The following is a 17,670-nucleotide window of genomic DNA, read 5'->3' on the forward strand; positions in this document are numbered from 1 at the left end:
GACCAACGGGAGCGAAGCGCATCTTACGCCGGGGAAGGTACGGTAGCGCGGCGTTTGGCGGCGGCCGCGCGCAGCCACGATCGGATCGCGAATCCGAGCGCGAGCAGCAACGAAGCGATCGTAATCGCCATTCCCCAAACGTATGGATAGAGCGCGCGATTGACGATGCGGAACGTTGCCGGGCCCGAACCGTCGACGAGCCAGCCGTTGGCAAAACCGTCGACCTGCAGGTGGCCGCCGATCTTCGCATTTCCGCTCGCTACCGATATCGACCAGATCGGCGAGAACGACTGGCGGAAGATCACCGTACAGCGCCCGGAGAGATTCGCACTCACGGCATACGACATCGGATTCGATTCACTGCTGGTCACGTCGCTTGCGCGACACGTTCCCGCGGGTAGCGGCAGACGGCGCATCTGGGATGTGGCGACCCACTTATATTCGACGCCGTCGAGCAGCGCGCTGGAAAACTCGGGTAGGCGAAGCTGAACCCACGCGGTATCGGGCCACGGCGGCATCTCGAGTGCCGGCACCGTCGGGTCGACGTCCCAGTCGTGCCGGTGGTTGCCTTGATAGCGCAGCTGCGGGAAAAACTGTCCGGCTCCGCGCGGCAGAATTTGCAGCGCGGCGATGTGCCGAATATCGCGAAGCTTCAGCACGAAGCAGAGCTGCAATCTCGACGTCTCGGCTTTCATCGGCTGCGCCGGCTTGTCGAGGGGCGTAAGCGGATCGCTCCCCGAGCAATGCGTCGTGCCGTCGAACTGCGTGATCGGAACGTAACGGGACGAAACGTTCGGAGCTTCGAGCGTTCTTAGCCCGAGCTTGGCGGCGTCCGCCGGCGAAAGGTCCATGACGATCGGGCGATAGTCGTCGTTGGTGTCGACCGCCGAACGCCACATGAAGTCGTCGAAGCCGTCGATCGCAACGGGCGCGTCGTAGACGCCAAGTTCGGGAACGTCGTGGTTTGACGTCGCGGTGACCAAGTGAACGCCGACGTCGCTTTCGTCGGAACGCGGTTTGAAGAAACCCGAAGCTTCCAAACGCGACAGCGTGTCCAGCGAGCCGACGACCTCGTAGTTCGGCCATTCGAAGAACGGGCTGAGTGAGTCGGCGGAGATCGCGACGGTTCCAACGTTCATGATTGGAGCCAAACGTTTGACGGTGCGCACTTCGGTGTTGAGAAACGCCTGCGAAAGGCGTCCCTCGATGCGGCCGGTTCCCGGCGCGAGCGATTCCGCCATCGAGGGGCCCAGCGCGTCCGTCGGCGAGTTCAACGACGTAAATCCGTTGATCACGTACGGCGACCAGCGATACTTCACGCCGCGGTCGGGCGGCATCCATAACGTATAGCCGGGCACGTGCGCGCGCGAGAACTCCGTATATTGTCGCGGTTGCCCCGTTTGCGGCATGCCCGAGCTCGGGCCGTTGATCGGAAGGAACGCCACGACGCCGCCCAACGCCACGATCCACACCGCTGCGTTCCACAGCGGCGCGTACGCCCGCGCGCCCAGCCGCGCCCAAGCCGCTAGCATGACGAACGCTCCGAAGATATACACCGGCGAGAAGTAATCGGGTTCCACGAACGACCGCAATCCCGGTACGACGGTGCGGAACCAATCGTAGAGTCCGGGATTGATGACGATGCCGTCGACGAGCCAAACGCCCAGCAGCGTCAGCCCGAGACCGGCGTAGAACTTCGAACGCAGGGTCGGGCGCCGCGCGAGCAAGAGCAAGCCGATCAGCAAGATAGGAACGAGCGTCGACGCTATCGCTACGATCCGCCATTGCTGGTCGATCGAGGAGTAATAGAAACTCGCCATCGCGAGCGTATTGGGAATCGTAACGCGAGCCGCGTAATGTTCGAAAACGCCGAGGTTGAACCGGGAGTTGACCAGCGCGATGTTGCCGCCGGAGTTGAGCACCGCGTCGGCGACCATCGAAAAGACGTAGAACGCGTTGGCGGCGACGACCGCTGCGGCGATCCCCGCCAGGTGCAGCAACACGCGCCATCCGCCGATGACGAGCTGCCGTACCGCGATCAACCCGCAGATGAGCGCGGCCAGATAGCTAATCTGCAGCGCGGGGATGATGAACAGCAGCGCACAAGCGAAGTACAGCGCGCGCGCGACCGTCGGGCGGCCCAGATACCGCAAGAACAGGTAAATGGCCAGCGGAAGGGCTTGGTACGAAAGGTAAATGCAGCCCTGAGCGATCCGGTCGTACGACCAGATATTGCAGGCGTAGAAAATCGCGAGCGGGATCGCGTAGATTCCGGCACCCAATCGCCGCGCCAGCAAATACGCTCCGCCCAATCCCAGTGCGGTCATGCCGGAGTACCAGATCCACTGCGAGACCTGCAGATTGTGCGTCGACGCGATCAGCACGTTGATGATGACGTGATACGCGAGACGCGGAACCCCGATGAACGTGTTGTCGGCGCCGGCCGAAGCCGCGCCGCTCCACGGAAGCATGTAGTCGAGCCAGAACGGGTTGAGTGGAAAGTTGGCATCGCCGAACTCGTAAAGGCCGCGGTTATCGAGCAGCGGGAAGAATATCGCCAGGGGCAGCAGCAACAGTAACCACGGATACCGGTAGATCGCGCGCCATGCCGCAACCAGCAGGCCGTACAAACGCAGCCGGCTCAACGAGTTCCAGGCCTTCATCACGATGCGATAGCTGCCGGGGCGCGCATCTCTACCGGCGTGCGCCCGCAGCGCACGTCTTGCATCTGCGCCGCGATGACGTTCACGCCGCGAAGCGCGGCGATCTCCTCGACTTTCGCCTCGAGCAGATCCTCACTGGTTTCGAAAAAGCTGACGATCGCGCGCGCGCAGTCTTCCGGCGTTGGATCGAATACCTGGCTATCGATCGCGCCGTCGAAGCGCACGTAATGTGAAACGAGCACGGGACGGCGCGCCGCAAAGACCGCGTTGAGCGCGCCGCTGGCTCCGTATGCCGACGTGTACGGCAGCACGACGACGTCGGCGGCCGCCAGCAAGTCGACGAGCTTCTCCTCGGGAACGAAGTCGTAAAGCGTCGCGCCGACCGAAGCCGCTTTCGCTTTGAAAGCGTCGTAAAACTCTTCATACCGATCGTTGCCCGCCAAGCGCGGGTGGCGGCTGGCGACGAGGTGCAGCGCGAGATCCGGCTCGGACCTGCGCGCGATCGCAATCGCGTCGAGCAGCACATCGAGACCCTTATAATAGGAGGCGTAACCGAAGAACAGCGCGACCTTGCCGGGGCCGATTCCGCATCGGGCTCGCGCCTGCGGCTGCGACGGCCGCGCGCTCTCGTACATGAGCGGATGCGGGCAGACGAAGAGCTTGCGCCGCGGAACGCCGTATTCGGTTTCCAAAATGTCGCCCAGCTTGAGCTCGAGAACGATGATTCGGTCGCTGGCCCAGTTGAAGAGCGAGTAGATCGTGTAAAAGCCGGCTTTGCCGATGCGCGAATAGGGCAGCACGAACCCGTTCTCGCGGAGCATCTCGCGCGTAACGACGCGCTGCGAGACGACGCCGTGCAGGGTCGTGACGATCTTCGTGCCGCGCATGCGGAGAATTTGCATGAGAAACGGCAGAATGAGGGCCGCCACGACGCCGCCGTAGAGATAGACGTCGTACTCGAAGTGCAGCACGTCGAACCGGTGGCGCAGGGCCTCGCGAAAAATCTGAAAAGGCGCGAAATAGCCGAACGTCCAGCAGCGGCGGATCGTCATGTTGGAAGCATACCGCTCCGTCGCACCGCGCTTGCCGGTGCTGGCGTCGGCGAGGATGACGAAATCGTCGCCGTTTCCGATCAACGGATCGAGCACGGTCTTGGCAAAGTACGCGATACCGCTCTTATTCGCTCCCGCTTCGGGAAACGACGTGACGACGCCGATCTTCATTGGAGCGCCTTCGTGCTTCCGGCGACGGCCCAGGCGGCGCCCTGCGTTCGCGAACCCGGCCGCTGCACGGCTTTGGCGACGAGCATCGTCAGGAACGCACACGCTCCCAGCGGATCGGCAAAGGCTTGCGCCGCGAACGTGCGTGCCACGTCGGCGCCGGCAAGATCGTAGTAGCGCTCCAGCATCTCTTCCGGCCAGCGCTCGCGCAACAGCGCTCGCCCCTCGCTGAAGCGGTTCGACTGACGCAAATAGTCGCCCAAGGTTTGGGGTGCGCGGTAGTGCAGCACTGCGTCGCGCCGGTATGCGTAGCGAAAATCGCGGCTCAAACACACCAACATGAAATGTGAGTCTTCGGTATGTCGAGGCACGTCGCTTTCGGCGATTGCGCCGGCGAGCCGTCGTGACATGCCGAAGAGACGGCCGTTCGCACACCGCGCCGGATAACGATCGACCAGCGCGTCTCTCAGACGATCGTGACGATTGGCGCTAAACACGGCGCCCCGCTCCCAAAAGCTTCCCGCGCGCGCGAGCGCCTTCGGATTTGCCAAGACGAGGTCGCTGCGCTGCAGTTCGTCGAGAACGGCCGGGAGGGCTCGTTCGCTCAGCTGCACGTCGCAATCGACGAGCAGCAGCCGTTGCACCCAGGGATCGAGCCGGCGCATGGCTCCGACGAGCGACGCTGCCTTGCCTTGACGCGTCTCGTTGCGCTCGACCGTGACGCGATCGCTCGAACGCGCCAAATCGCGCAGCACCGCGCTGCTTGCGCCGTCGCTGGCATCGTCGAGAAAGTGAACGTGCAGGTCCGGTACGGAGAGCAGGACGGAAACGAGATTAGCGGGGTTGCGGTCTTCGTTATAGCATGGAACAACCGCGACGCTGGTCGGGCGTCCAGGCGCGTCAGGCATGATATCCCGCCTTAATCGACGCCTGCCCCGGCGTTTCCTGGCTGAAGACGTCGAGGCGCTGCAGGAGCGGCTCCCGGGCCGCGGCCGCGCGCGCGGCCTCCAGGTCGAACCTATATATCAACAGCGGGTTCTTTGCGACCAGCGCGCACGGACGTTCGATCATCGTCTCGCCGGGCACGATCGGTTTGAGAAGCGGCGTAACGTCGAACTCTCGCGTAACGCGCACGGGTCCCTCGTCATACGCCATAATCTCGACGCCTTCACGACGCGCGGGCAGCGATTGCACGCTTACGACGCTGCCCCGAACGTCGATCGTTTCCGGTGAGAACAGCGAATAGCCGAGCGATGCCTTGACGAAGCGCTCCGCAAAAGGATCGTTCGCGAACGAGGCGGCGCCGTAGGAATTGAAATAGAGCCGGCAGCTGCCGTCGCGCGCGAGTTTGACCGCCGGCACGATCGCAAGCGTATCGAACAGCCGCGACAGGCGATTTGCGGCGTTCGCCGGATGCGGACGGCGCGCCGCGGAAATCGCGTCGGTGCTCACGTGCGCGAAGAAGACGCACGTACACGCGATGACGGCGGCTTGCGCCGCCGCGCGCCACCAGGTCGACCACGCGCCGTTGCGCGGCCGGTACGCAACGAACGCGAGCACGATGCTCGCCACCAGCACGACGCCCTGAAGCGATGTCGTCGAACCGGCGCACGCCAGGGCGTGGGTTCGCGGCGCGATGCCGATGCTCACGAGAAAGTACTCGTCGGATCCTTCGAGACAGAACTGCGTCAATACGCCGGCAAGCGAAAGGACGACGCCGAGCAAGCTCACCAACCCGTCGTTTGCAATCGCCGCGTACAACACGATCGGTCCCGCGACCCAAAGGTAAAACGGCGGATGCCCGCCCGGATTCAGAAAAACGATCGCCATCGCGGAGAACATCGCTTTACGCGCGACCGTAACCGGCGTGGGAGCGGTTTTCAGCGCGGCCGCGGCCAGCGCAAGCGTCACTGCAACGGCGGTCAACTGTTCGATGCGCGTCGATAACCACGCTTGCGGCGGCAACAACGACCAAACGGAGGTCGTAAAGACGCCCAGCCCGGGTCCGAAACTGTTGAACGTGTAGGAGTGGACGACGTAATCGAACCGTCCCCAGAACACCGGTGCGAGCGTGACGACCGCCGTCACCGCAAAGACCGCAATCGATCGAAGGGCCGCGCGCGGCGACGCGCCGCGGAATGCCGAGGCGAACAGCAGCGGCACGAACGCCGCCGGATAGAACTTCGTTCCCGCTCCCAAACCGAGCGCGACGGCGGCAAGATCGTATCTGCCGAACGCCGTTAACGCGATGCCCGCGACCGCTCCGAGGTTCGGCAGCGCGTCCCACTGGCCGTGGAACACCGTCGTGAAAACGACGGCGGGGTCGGCCAAATAGCGCAGCGCCCAATAATACCGGTACGCCGGATCGCCCGCGCAGCGGGCGACGATCGCGGCCGTTCCCAGATCGGCAAACCAACTCGGCATCTTCAATAGGAAGAGGCGCGTGCGATACGCCGTCGCTAATGCCGGATGGATGAGCACCGGAACCTGCGAAAGCAGCACGGCCAACAACGACAACGATCCGAACGACCAGTTTCCGGCCAGCGGCGTGTGCGCGAAGAACACGTAGTCGGCAAGCGTCAAAAACACGCCGGTATCGAAGAGATGCCCGGTGAACGGCATGAAGCAGAGCTCGGCCAGGAGCAGCAGCACGATCGCCGCGCCGCACACGCGGCCGGCGAAAAACCGCTCTACGGAAGCACCCACCCGTTATCCGCGAGTTTCGCGCGTCCGGCAACGCGTATGTTGCCCCAGCTGCAGCCGGTACACGTCAACGGTTTTTCGAGCTGCACGCCCGTGAACTGCGCAAACGTGAGATTGGAACCGTGCCATTCACCGCCGCCCATCATCGCGCCGGTGAAATCGACGCTTTGCAGATTCATTCCCTGTCCGACGAAGTTGCCGCCCGTGCGCAGATCGGTACGGGTGAGATCGACTCCGCCCGAATCGTAGCTCGATCGCAGCGCGAGAATGAGCCAGATAAACAGCGAGGAGCGGCGCACCTCGGCTGCCGTACCGGGGTCGCCATCGACGCGCGAGGCGATGTTGATCAGACGCAGGTCGTGGATAGCGTTCCCTTCGTCGAAAGACGAGAGATCTTCGGCAACGGCGTTGACGAGCGGGCGCGGAAGATCGCGCGATACCAGCACGTTGACCAGCCGCGAGCCCATGATCGGCGTAAACGGCCCGACGACGAAGTCCTGATGCAGCGGCGTCCAATGCGCGGCATCCGGACGAGCCTCGAATGCCGAAAGATCGGCGAGGGCCGCAGGATGGGGCGACGGGCTGGGCGTGGTCTTCGCGTCGACGATCGTCGTCGTGACGTGGGATGCCGTGAGGCCGTTGACGATCACGAGGGCGCAAAACGCGCCAACGATGAACAACGCGCAAAGGCCTAATACGACCGCTCCAAAATCCCAAACCTTGGATTTCGAAGTGTCCTGCAGGTCAGGCATCCCTTCCCCTACGCCAGGAGTCAATTGGATGCCTTTATAAGCTCTTTCCCGCTATGGAGTTTACGCGTTGAAGGCCGTTATTTTGGCCGGCGGTCTCGGCACACGGATCAGCGAGGAAACCCTCGTGCGACCAAAACCGATGATCGAGATCGGCGGCCGGCCGATTCTTTGGCACATCATGAAGACGTATTCCGCGCACGGCGTGCACGAATTCATCGTCTGCTGCGGCTATAAGGGCTACATGATCAAAGAATACTTCGCAAACTACTCGCTCCACTCGTCCGACATCACGATCGATTTGGCGAAGAACGCTCTGCGAGTGCATCAGTCGAACGTCGAGCCTTGGAGCGTTACGCTGGTGGATACCGGCGACGCCACGCAAACCGGCGGCCGCCTCAAGCGCGTAGCCGAATACCTCGACGGGCAGGACTTCTGCTTTACGTACGGCGACGGCCTCAGCGACGTCAACGTAGCCGATCTCATCGCTTTTCATCAACGTCACGGCACGCTCGCTACCGTCACCGCGGTGCAGCCGCCCGGACGATTCGGTCAGCTCAAACTCGACCAGCAAAAGATTACGTCGTTCAACGAGAAGCCGCAGGGCGACGGCGCTTGGGTCAACGGCGGGTACTTCGTGCTTTCACCCAAAGTGCTCGACTATATTAGCGGAGACGATGCTTCCTGGGAGCGCGAGCCGGTCGAGCGGCTCGCCGCCGAAGGCAACCTTTCTGCGTTCGTGCATCGCGGCTTTTGGCAGCCGATGGATACGCTGCGCGACAAAATCGCGCTCGAAGAGATGTGGAATGCGAACAAAGCGCCGTGGAAGGTTTGGGATTGAATCCGAACTTTTGGCGCGGCAAGCGCGTTTTCGTCACCGGCAGCACCGGCTTCAAAGGCGCGTGGCTCTGCTATTGGCTTCACAGCGCGGGCGCCGACGTTCGCGGCTTCGCGCTCGCGCCGGAAGGAAACCCGAACCTCTATAAAGCGCTTGCCCTAGAAGAACTCGTCGCGAACGACATCGACGACGTCCGCGATCGCGAAGCCGTCGGCAAAGCCCTACTGGCCTCGCGCTGTGACGTCGTTTTCCATTTGGCCGCACAGCCGCTCGTGCGCGCGTCTTACGACGACCCGTTATACACCTACTCCGTGAACGTGATGGGCACCGCGAACGTGCTGGAGGCGGCCCGGCACAACGATGCGCTGCGCGCGATCGTTTGCGTCACCACCGACAAATGCTACGAGAATCGCGAATGGGTGTGGCCGTACCGCGAGTCCGACGCGCTGGGAGGTCGCGATCCCTACTCGAGCAGTAAAGCCTGCGCCGAAATCGTCGCTTCGGCTTACTCGAGAAGCTTCTTCTCGGGCGATTCCAGTCCGGGACTCGCGACCGCGCGCGGCGGAAACGTTATCGGCGGCGGCGATTGGTCGGTAGACCGGATCGTTCCCGATATGGTGCGCGCGTTTCGTTCCGGCGTTCCGGCCGAAATCCGCAATCCGGATGCGGTGCGGCCCTGGCAGTTCGTGCTCGACGCGCTCGACGGCTATCTCACGCTCGCGGAACGTCTTTACGAACGTCCGCGCGAGTATTCGCAAGCGTGGAACTTCGGCCCCACGTCGGAGTATCGCGTCGGCACGATTGCCGATCGTTTCCGCGACGCCTGGGGTAACGGTGCGCGTTGGGTTGCGGTCTCGCGCGAGGATTTTCGTAAAGAAGCCGCACTGCTCAAACTCGACAGCTCGAAGGCGCGCAGCCGTTTAGGTTGGACGGATCGTTTCGCGACCCCCGAGGCGATCGAGGAACTCGCAGGCTGGTATACCGGGTATTACGGCGGCACCGGGGCACGCGAGCTCACGCAACGCGCCATCGACCGCTTCGCGGCACTGGCGACGGAACGCCGGTGATCGCGCCCGTCTGCCGCTTCTGCGCGAGTTCGCTCGATCAAGTCTTCGTGGATCTGGGCATGTCGCCGCCTTCGAACGCACTGCTCACGGCAGAGCGCCTCACGCAGATGGAGCGCTTTTATCCCCTCAAAGCGTTCGTATGCTCCAACTGCTTTTTAGTGCAGCTCGAAGAGTTCGAATCGCCGCAAGAGATCTTTTCGGACTACGCCTATTTCTCGTCGTATTCGACGACGTGGCTGGAACACTGCAAGCGCTACGCAAACGAAGCGACCGACGAGCTGCGCCTCGGCGCCGGGCACCGGGTCGTCGAGATAGCCAGTAACGACGGTTATCTGCTGCAGTATTTCGTCGAACGCGGCGTGCCGGTCTTAGGCGTCGAGCCCGCCGCCAACGTCGCCGCGACCGCAGTAGCCAAGGGCATTCCAACCGAGGTCGACTTCTTCGGCACGCAGACCGCGCGACGATTATCAGCTTCGCACGGCTCCGCCAACCTCGTCGCCGCCAATAACGTTCTCGCGCACGTACCCGACGTCAACGACTTCGTCGAAGGCGTGAGGATTCTCTTAGCCCCCGGCGGACGCGCGACGTTCGAGTTTCCGCATTTGCTGCGGCTGATGGAGTTCAACCAGTTCGATACGATCTATCACGAGCACTTCTCGTACCTCTCCGCGCTTACGGCGTCGCAAATCTTTCGAAAGCACGCATTGAAGATCGTTCGCGTGCAGCACCTGCCCACGCACGGCGGTTCGCTGCGCGTGTGGGTAGCGCACGAGGCCGAGGGAATCGAACCGGAATCGAGCGTCGATGACGTGCTTCGTGAGGAACGTGCGGGCGGACTCGATCGTCTCGAAACGTACCAAAGGTTCCCCGAGCGCGTCGAGTTCGTCAAGCGCCGGCTTCTCGAGTTTCTCATCCAAGCCCGCGACGACGGCAAGCGCGTGGCCGCGTACGGGGCGGCCGCCAAAGGCACGACGCTCTTCAACTACTGTGGGATCGGTACGGACCTCGTCGATTTCGTCGTCGACCGCAATCCGCACAAGCAGAACAAATTCATGCCGGGATGCCACGTTCCCATCTACGACGTCGAGCGCGTGAAGCAGACGCGGCCGGACTTTCTTTTGGTCTTGCCGTGGAACTTGCGCGAAGAGATCGCCGGGCAGATGGCCCACATTCGCAAGTGGGGCGGAAAGTTCGTCGTGCCGATTCCTGCGATCGAGGTCTTCTAACTAGACGTAGAGCTCCACGTCGACGCCGGCTTTAGCCACCAAGTCGCGGCATTCGCCGGCGTAATTTGGATTCATGAGTAAAGCGCGCGTAACGCCTCTTGAAGGCAGTTGCTCGTAGGACACGATCGGATGGCCGGTCTTGGGAATGAACGCACCGACCTTGTTGGGATTGATGTCTACGACACAATCGACGAGTTTTCGCTCCGGATCGATAAGGTTTGCAAGCGTTACGCCTTTCGCTCCGGCGCCCCATAAGGCCAGTTTCGATCCGGCGGCCAACGATCGGATGCGCTGCTCCACTTCACCGAGCAGCCGCGGCTCTTCACGCTGGTAATCTACGGCCAGGCGGGCAACGGCGCCGCCGCTCGCGCTGCGCTTGCCTTCGCTCGCGCCGAGAGTCGCCTCCAGCAACAAATATTGTCCGTTAAATAGGTGGCCGACGCGATCGACGTTAAAGCCGTTGAGCTCGAAGGCCGTCGCCAGCGAATCCGCCGAGAATAGGCTGCAGTGCTCGTAGAAAAAATCCCAGACGACGCCGTTGCGCAGGATCCACTCCACGCAGGGCGTTTCAAAAAATACGCGCGGCTCCGCGGCGGATTTCAACGCTCTGCGTACGCCGTCCAAAAGCTGCATCGGCTCCGCGACGTGCTCGATGACGTGCCTGCAAAGAACCACGTCGGCCGGGTATTCCGATTCCGATTCTCCGTAATAGCGGCGCTCGAATCGCAGCCTACCGTCGAGATCGGCATCGGGTCCTTGGTAGCTCGGATCGAAACCGATTCCCGTGTTTCCGTAAGCCGGATCGGCGACGAGCTGCCGGATGAAGGCGCCGCTTCCGCAACCGACCTCGACGACGCGGCAGCCCTTAACCTTGCGGTCTTCGACGATATGGCGTACCAGTTCACCCACGTAGCCGCTAACGACGCCCGAACAGAGTTGGTTATTATCGTAGGTGGGGCCGTACGGCGCCTTTTTCGGATCGAAGGCGGCGTTGAAGACGAAGCCGCAGTCGCGGCAAACGAACATGCGCAAGTCGCCTAGAACGACGGCCTTCGCGGAACGCTCGTCGCGAAGCACCTCGTTCTGGCCGGCCGGTACGCCGAGTCGTTCGAGGAAGGGAAGGGTGTGGGCCGACCCACACACTTTACAGTTCATTGCGTGCGGATGAGATAGCCGCGCGGCGCGACCGAAATAAGAAGCTTTCGGTCGTACGACGCGTCGATGGCGAAGTGCTTATTCTCGGCGAGGAAGCTGTCGACCGCCGTCATCGGACTATCCCCGGGACCCCACGGACGCCCAAACGACAGTTCTTGCGGAAGCCGCTCTACGACGGTATCCATTACGGAGAGATAGCATCCCGGTGTGACCAGCTGCGCATAAGCTTCCAACTCGGCGGTCACGTGAGCGGCCGAGTGATTCGAATCGAGAATCACCATGATGCGCCGAGCACCCTGCGTTCGTTTCTTCACTTCAGCGACGACCGTTGGATCGACGGACGATCCTTGGATCATCTCGATACGCGAGAAGAGGGGGTGCCGTTCTATGGCGGTACGGTTGTGCTCGCGGATGTCGATGTCGATACCGATCACCTTGCCTTCGCCGAGCAGCTGCAGCATCGAAGCCGAAAAAACGATCGAGCCGCCGCGGGCAATCCCGGTCTCCACGATCAGATCCGGTTTCGTCTTCCAGATAATTTCTTGAAGGGCCAGCACGTCTTGAGGATATTGAATGATCGGCAGTCCGAGCCACGTAAAATTGTAGGAGTAATTGAAGCGAATCGTTTGCTCGAAAAACTGCTGGGCGACACTCTTGAGAGCCGGATCTTCGGACATAGCGTGGATGGTGGCTTCGTCACCGGGCGTCGCTTCGGTTCGGTTCGTCACGGTATGGCCTCTGGTTTCTATCGACTGGCGTGCGGCTCGGCTCTTTCGAGCGGGGCCGAAGCCTCTCCTGGACCCAGATCGACTCCGTGCTTGCGCGCCGCCATACGCGATTTCCGCGCAACAACGCTGCGGCGTAAGGCTTCCAGAGGCCGCATCGTCGCCAGCAGCGGCGGACAGACGGCGCCCGCGGCGGACACCAAAGACAAAAAGCGCGATAGGTTGGTCCTGGGATATCGCTGGTGATAGTAGCGCAGCGTCTCGGCGGCACGCACCGGTTGCGCGCGCAGCAGTTCTTTGACCGCGACTTGCATCGCGCGCTTGTGACGCATCCCGGCGAGCTCGGACTCGACGATCGCCTTCGTCGGCTGGTCGAGCGTGGGCAGCGCGAGAAGGCGCTGCGTCATATCTTCGAACTGATCGACGATCGCGGCGCTGGTGAACTCCCCGCCGGCCGCCGAGTGCCGGCTAAAAACGCCCGAAGGTTTCCGGAAGACGACGTACGGATATTGAGCGGCAACGCGCAGCGTATACTCGAGGTCGACGACGTTGCCGAGCGCGGGATCGAACTCTCCGGCTTCTTCGAGGACCTGCCGGCGAAACAATACGGTCGTCCAGGACGGATGAAATCCTTGCAACATGTGCGTCAATCCGTCCGGTGTCACGTAACACCCGTCGCGGGGCCAAAACGCCTGCGGCGCAAACAACAGCGCGCCGTTATCGAACACCTCGAGCGTTCCGCCCGCAGCGAATCGCGCGTCCGGGAAACGCTCCAGCCACGAAACGGCCTCGGAAATGAAGTCGGGAAAGATCACGTCGTCGTCGGAGAGCATATGGAAGAAAGGCGTGGCGACGTCGCGCAGCGCGAACAAGAAGTTATTTGCCGCTCCGACGTTGCTCGCTCGACGATGATAGCGAATTCTTCGATCGTCGCGCGCGAGCGTCTCGACGACCGCCTGCGTTTCGTCGGTAGAGGCGTTGTCGTACACGGCGATCACGACGTTCTCGTACGATTGAGCTTGAACGCTGCGAATCGCCCGCGTTACCAGCGCGGCGCGGTTATAGGTCGCAATTACCGTGGTAACGGCGGGGTCGCCCATGAGTCTCACGCTTTTCGACGACCTCGGTCGTACTCCGGTTCGCTTTGAGGAGGCCGCACACCAGCATTCGAGAAACCGACGGAAGATGCAGACTGAAAGGACGACCCTTCCCGGCGCGTTTCGCTTACAATGCCGCCGGTCGACCGATGCGCGCGGTGCGTTCGTTAAATACTTCGATGCGGAGCTCTTCCGCAACGCCGGCCTCTGCGATGCGTTCGCGCAAGCCGCGTGGGCGGAGAACGAACGCGCGGGTACGGTGCGCGGCCTGCATTACCAAGCGAATCCGTGCGAGGAAGCAAAGGTCGTTCGCTGCAGTCGCGGCCGTATCTATGACGTTCTCGTCGACTTGCGCGCGGACTCGCCGGCGTACGGGCAATGGGAAAGTTTCGAGCTCGATTCCGAATCCGGCATCATGCTCTACGCACCGCCCGGCGTAGCGCATGGGTATCAGACGCTCGACGATCGCAGCATCGTCGATTATTTGATCTCGGCACGGTTCGTACCCGATTTACAACGCGGTATCCATTGGCGCAGCCCTCGTCTTGCTATTGCGTGGCCGCTGGACGTGAGCGAAATTTCGGAGCGGGACGACGGATTTCCGGCCTTTACGTGCGACGCTGGCTGATTACGGGCGCGAGCGGCTTCATTGGGGCGCGCGTCGCGCGACTGCTCGCAGCGGCCGGAGACGAGGTTCTCGGCATCGGGCGCAAAGACGCGAACCTGCTCGACGTGCCGGCGGCGGTCTCCGTGCTGCAGCGCGCCGAGCCGACACACCTCATGCTGCTGGCGTGGACGACCGAACATGGTAAGTTTTGGAACGATGCGGCAAACGACGACTGGCTCTTCGCGACGCAAGCGCTTGCCGAAGCGTTCGTGCGCGGCGGCGGCGAAGCGATTGTCGGTGCCGGCTCGTGCGCGGAGTACGAGTGGAACGGCTCCCGATGTCGCGAAGACGCGACGCCGCTCGTCCCCGCGACGCCGTATGGCCGTGCCAAAGCCGCGCTGTACGCATCGCTTACGCGCCTGTGTTTGGACCGCAACGCGCGCTGCGCTTGGGGCAGAGTGTTCTTCGCGTACGGTCCCGGAGAACCGGCGCCGAAGTTGATTCCATCGTTGATAGATGCAGCGCTCGACGGGCGTCCGCTCGTCTTGCGCGAACCTCATCGCCGATTGGACTTCGTTCACGCGAACGACGTGGCGAGCGCGTTCGTCGCGTTGGGATCCGCAAACGCAAACGGAGCGTACAACCTCGCGACGGGCCGCGACGTCTCGATCTGGGACGTTGCCGCCGAGATTGCAGCGCAGACGAGAACCGACGTCGGACCAGAACGGCACGAGACGGCCCCCCCCGCTCCGGACGTAACGGCTGACGTCGCGCGACTTCAAGCACTCGGCTGGTCTGCGGCCTTCGACCTTCGCTCGGGAATGGCCGACGCGATCGCTGCAAGACGGACAAGCCGATGACGCTATCGCGTTTCCTCAATAAGAACGGCGGTTACGTCGCCGCCGTCATGATCACGGTCGGCTCCTGGGCGCCGGTGCTCTTCCACCCCGGTTTCATCATGCACGCCGACCTGGCGTACAACACCACGCTCGAAAACCTCAAAGCCGACTTCTATCCCATTTGGAACCAGCACCCGTCGATGTCGAACTTCGACGAGATCGACCGGCTGCTGATCATCGAGCCGCTGCTGTGGATCGCGCAGCTGTTACACATCGGGGTCGGACCGTTTTCACGCCTGTTCCCGTTCCTCGTCTCGTTGTGCGGCTCGCTGGGAATCGTTTACTCGGTCCGCGTCCTGCGCTCGACTCTCTTGGGTCTGGAAGGACCGCCCAATCTCGCGGTCGAGATCCTCGCCGTCGTCATTTTCTCCCTGAACCCGTGGGCTTTGTTTCGCGTTCAGGCACCCTATTACCAGATGGCGTACAATTTCGCTCCCCCGTTTATCGCGCTGCAGCTTCGCTACTTGTTTACGGGCGCGATGCGCTACGCCGCCGCGGCCATCGTTTGTTGGACGCTGGCCAGCGGGAGCCCGCAATACACGATCTTCAGCGCGCTGATGTCTCTCGTCTTTCTCGCGATGGTCCACCAATGTGCCGGAGCCCCTTCGTGGGGACGCCTCTTATCGCGGTACGTCGCTATTCTCGCCGGGTACGGCATTCTCAATCTCTATTGGATCGGCGCGTTCTTCGAGATCAACAGCGTGAGCCAATTGACGCCGGGGTATACGCTGCGCTGGGAAGACGTCGTCGGATTCTCACAAAACTCGACGTTTTTCAACGTCATATCCGGCCTCGACGTCTGGGTGGTCTGGTGGCAAGCTCTCAATCCTTTTGCCTCGGGACCGTTCGACACGATCGCAAACGTGCTGCGCCCGTCGACGTTTTGTTTTGCTATTGGTCTAGCGCTGCTCAACTGGCGAAGGCACTTCTTCGTCTACGCCTTCCTGATCATCCTCGGGCTGGTGCTGCTGCTGCAAGGCGCGCACGGTCCGATCGCGCCGATGTACAAGTTCATGGTGTTCCACGTCGTCCCCGGATACGGATGGATCATCCGCGCCCCCGAGAAGTTCGGCGCATTTCTGTGGATTTTCTATGCCTGGACCATCGCGCTCGGAGCGGACCGTTTATCGCTGGCACGTCCGCGGCTCGTCACCGCGCTGGCATGCGGCGCGGCAATCGTCACCGGCGTCGCGTTTTTCCCGGTCATCTATTCGACGCTCCTGTTCCACTACGTTCCCGTCGAGATTCCGCAAGCGTATTTGCAAATGTCGAACGAGCTCGAGAATAAGCCGGGGAAAGTGCTGCTGATTGCCGATTACGAGAAACTCGGCCAATGGAACTCCGGTGAGGCGATCTTTACATGGGCGTCGCAAAATATGGCCGGCTCCGTCACCCCGAAGTCGTTCCCGCTTCCGACCTTCGCAGTCTACCACTTCACGAACCCGTTCACGTATTTCTACAGTTTTATTAAGTTCGCGGGGCCGCAATACACGCGAACGCTCGCATCGGTCGTCGGTACGCGATACATCGCATTGGAGCACGACGTCATCGGAGATGAGGCGTGGTACCGAGAGTGGCGGCAAGCGCTGATCCGTCAGCACGCAAAGCTTCTCTTGGAAAATGCGGACTTTGCTATCTTCGAATTTCCGGGGATCGCGCCGTCGGAGGTGAGATCGGGACCGTATGCCGTGCTCGCCGGCGACTTAAACGCGGTACTATCGCTCGCGCACCGGTTCGGAACGGGCTTGTCGACGAGAAACCTCTTCTTCTTGGACCAGGCGCTGCCCGAGGACGCCGAGGATCTGATACGTCGCGCCTCGCTCTTGATTCTGGACCATCGCACGCTTACGGACCTCGCGGCGTATTCGCTGATGGGCCGCTACGGCGTCACCTATCCGAGCTCGACCGGCGGTACGACCTACCAGCAAAGCTGGGCGGCGGAACGCCTCGCCTACCGCTTCGAAAGCGGCGGCGGTTTTTGGGACGTCATGCGACGCGCGACGAATTCGCAGCGCTGGGTGTTGGATAGCGAGCGAGGCGTGCTTGCCACCAACGCCTCCGGGGCGGCGCTCCCGTTACGGCTCTCCGGGCGCGCGCAGTGGCCGGCCGAACTCTACGTGCGCATGTACGCGCCGATGCCGAGAGCCGCTTCGGCGTTTCACGTCGTAACGCCGTCGGGAACGTTCTACCAAGAAGCCCACGTGGCTTCGCCGAAATGGACGTGGTACAAGGTGGCCGGCTTCGACGCGGGCGCCCCGCTGGGCGCACAAATCGTAAACGATTACGGCCTCTCGATCTTCGGCGGCGCCATACTCGTTCCACGCGGTACGCTGGTGCGGCGTCGGCTCGAGCTTCAGCGCGCTTTCGCGGGGAGAATCTTCACCGCCGGCAGCGTCGATCCGCGACGGTGGCCGCCGGCCCGCACCCTGGCGACCGTTCTACCCGGCTCCGCGCAAACGTTCGAAGCCAGTCACAGTCTGCTCCTTAACGAATCGTACGATCCGCTTTGGATCTGCGCGAGCGGCAAACGCACGATGCAATCGGTTCCGGCATGGGCCTTCGAAAACGCGTGCGCGCCGATCGACGGACCGGTGCAGCTCTATTACGTCGAACAAACGGCCGTGGTGAAGTGGCTTCTGATCGAAGCCGTCGTATTGATCGTTTTGATACCGCTCCTCGTCTTGTTCGAGCGCTCCCGCCGCCGCACCGTCGAGCCCTAGC

General features: G+C 62.2%; 14 protein-coding genes. 6 read left to right on the forward strand and 8 right to left on the reverse strand.

Annotation, left to right across the window (positions count from 1 at the left end; all coding sequences use genetic code 11):
- Window positions 1-23: 23 nt before the first annotated feature.
- Genes VGG89_13145 through VGG89_13165 form a run of 5 tightly spaced genes read right to left on the reverse strand, consistent with a single transcriptional unit; the run spans window position 24 to window position 7,338 of the window.
- Window positions 24-2,666 (reverse strand): hypothetical protein, encoded by a 2,643-nt coding sequence (locus VGG89_13145; protein ID HEY1977494.1) that lies wholly within the window; start codon window positions 2,664-2,666, stop codon window positions 24-26.
- Window positions 2,663-3,886 carry a glycosyltransferase gene (locus VGG89_13150; protein ID HEY1977495.1) on the reverse strand — a complete coding sequence of 408 codons (1,224 nt, stop codon included), beginning with the start codon at window positions 3,884-3,886 and terminating at the stop codon, window positions 2,663-2,665. Before VGG89_13150 ends, VGG89_13145 begins: the two co-directional genes overlap by 4 nt.
- A complete protein-coding gene (locus tag VGG89_13155) occupies window positions 3,883-4,791 on the reverse strand; it encodes a glycosyltransferase (protein ID HEY1977496.1) in 909 nt (302 codons plus the stop codon). The genes VGG89_13150 and VGG89_13155 overlap by 4 nt, the downstream gene beginning before the upstream one ends.
- Window positions 4,784-6,589, reverse strand: a complete 1,806-nt coding sequence (locus tag VGG89_13160) for a glycosyltransferase family 87 protein (protein HEY1977497.1) — start codon at window positions 6,587-6,589, stop codon at window positions 4,784-4,786. Before VGG89_13160 ends, VGG89_13155 begins: the two co-directional genes overlap by 8 nt.
- Window positions 6,574-7,338, reverse strand: a complete 765-nt coding sequence (locus VGG89_13165) for a pentapeptide repeat-containing protein (protein ID HEY1977498.1) — start codon at window positions 7,336-7,338, stop codon at window positions 6,574-6,576. Before VGG89_13165 ends, VGG89_13160 begins: the two co-directional genes overlap by 16 nt.
- Before the next feature lie 67 nt (window positions 7,339-7,405).
- Between VGG89_13165 and rfbF the strand changes: the two genes are divergently transcribed.
- From rfbF to VGG89_13180, 3 genes are read left to right on the forward strand one after another with little or no spacing between them, the layout of a single operon-like run.
- Window positions 7,406-8,176, forward strand: a complete 771-nt coding sequence (rfbF, locus tag VGG89_13170; GenBank protein ID HEY1977499.1) for a glucose-1-phosphate cytidylyltransferase — start codon at window positions 7,406-7,408, stop codon at window positions 8,174-8,176.
- Window positions 8,137-9,240 carry a CDP-glucose 4,6-dehydratase gene (gene rfbG, locus VGG89_13175; protein HEY1977500.1) on the forward strand — a complete coding sequence of 368 codons (1,104 nt, stop codon included), beginning with the start codon at window positions 8,137-8,139 and terminating at the stop codon, window positions 9,238-9,240. Before rfbF ends, rfbG begins: the two co-directional genes overlap by 40 nt.
- A complete protein-coding gene (locus tag VGG89_13180) occupies window positions 9,237-10,466 on the forward strand; it encodes a class I SAM-dependent methyltransferase (protein HEY1977501.1) in 1,230 nt (409 codons plus the stop codon). The genes rfbG and VGG89_13180 overlap by 4 nt, the downstream gene beginning before the upstream one ends.
- Here VGG89_13180 and VGG89_13185 read toward each other — a convergent pair whose 3' ends face one another.
- Genes VGG89_13185 through VGG89_13195 form a run of 3 tightly spaced genes read right to left on the reverse strand, consistent with a single transcriptional unit; the run spans window position 10,467 to window position 13,446 of the window.
- Window positions 10,467-11,621, reverse strand: coding sequence for a methyltransferase domain-containing protein (locus VGG89_13185; protein ID HEY1977502.1), 1,155 nt, complete (start codon window positions 11,619-11,621; stop codon window positions 10,467-10,469). It lies immediately after the preceding gene.
- Entirely contained in the window at window positions 11,618-12,349 is a 732-nt protein-coding gene (locus VGG89_13190) for a cephalosporin hydroxylase family protein (GenBank protein ID HEY1977503.1), read from the reverse strand. The genes VGG89_13185 and VGG89_13190 overlap by 4 nt, the downstream gene beginning before the upstream one ends.
- A gap of 17 nt (window positions 12,350-12,366) precedes the next feature.
- Window positions 12,367-13,446 carry a glycosyltransferase family A protein gene (locus tag VGG89_13195; GenBank protein HEY1977504.1) on the reverse strand — a complete coding sequence of 360 codons (1,080 nt, stop codon included), beginning with the start codon at window positions 13,444-13,446 and terminating at the stop codon, window positions 12,367-12,369.
- Between the two features lie 85 nt (window positions 13,447-13,531).
- Between VGG89_13195 and VGG89_13200 the strand changes: the two genes are divergently transcribed.
- The 3 genes from VGG89_13200 to VGG89_13210 are packed head-to-tail and all read left to right on the forward strand — an operon-like array spanning window position 13,532 to window position 17,669.
- Complete coding sequence (locus tag VGG89_13200; protein HEY1977505.1) at window positions 13,532-14,071, forward strand: dTDP-4-dehydrorhamnose 3,5-epimerase family protein; 540 nt, start codon at window positions 13,532-13,534, stop codon at window positions 14,069-14,071.
- On the forward strand, window positions 14,056-14,910 hold the full coding sequence (locus VGG89_13205; protein HEY1977506.1) for an NAD(P)-dependent oxidoreductase: 855 nt from the start codon (window positions 14,056-14,058) through the stop codon (window positions 14,908-14,910). The genes VGG89_13200 and VGG89_13205 overlap by 16 nt, the downstream gene beginning before the upstream one ends.
- A complete protein-coding gene (locus VGG89_13210; protein ID HEY1977507.1) occupies window positions 14,907-17,669 on the forward strand; it encodes a hypothetical protein in 2,763 nt (920 codons plus the stop codon). The genes VGG89_13205 and VGG89_13210 overlap by 4 nt, the downstream gene beginning before the upstream one ends.
- The last annotated feature ends 1 nt before the right edge of the window (window position 17,670 follow it).

It is taken from the genome of Candidatus Baltobacteraceae bacterium (assembly GCA_036488875.1).
GTDB lineage: Bacteria > Vulcanimicrobiota > Vulcanimicrobiia > Vulcanimicrobiales > Vulcanimicrobiaceae > JAFAHZ01.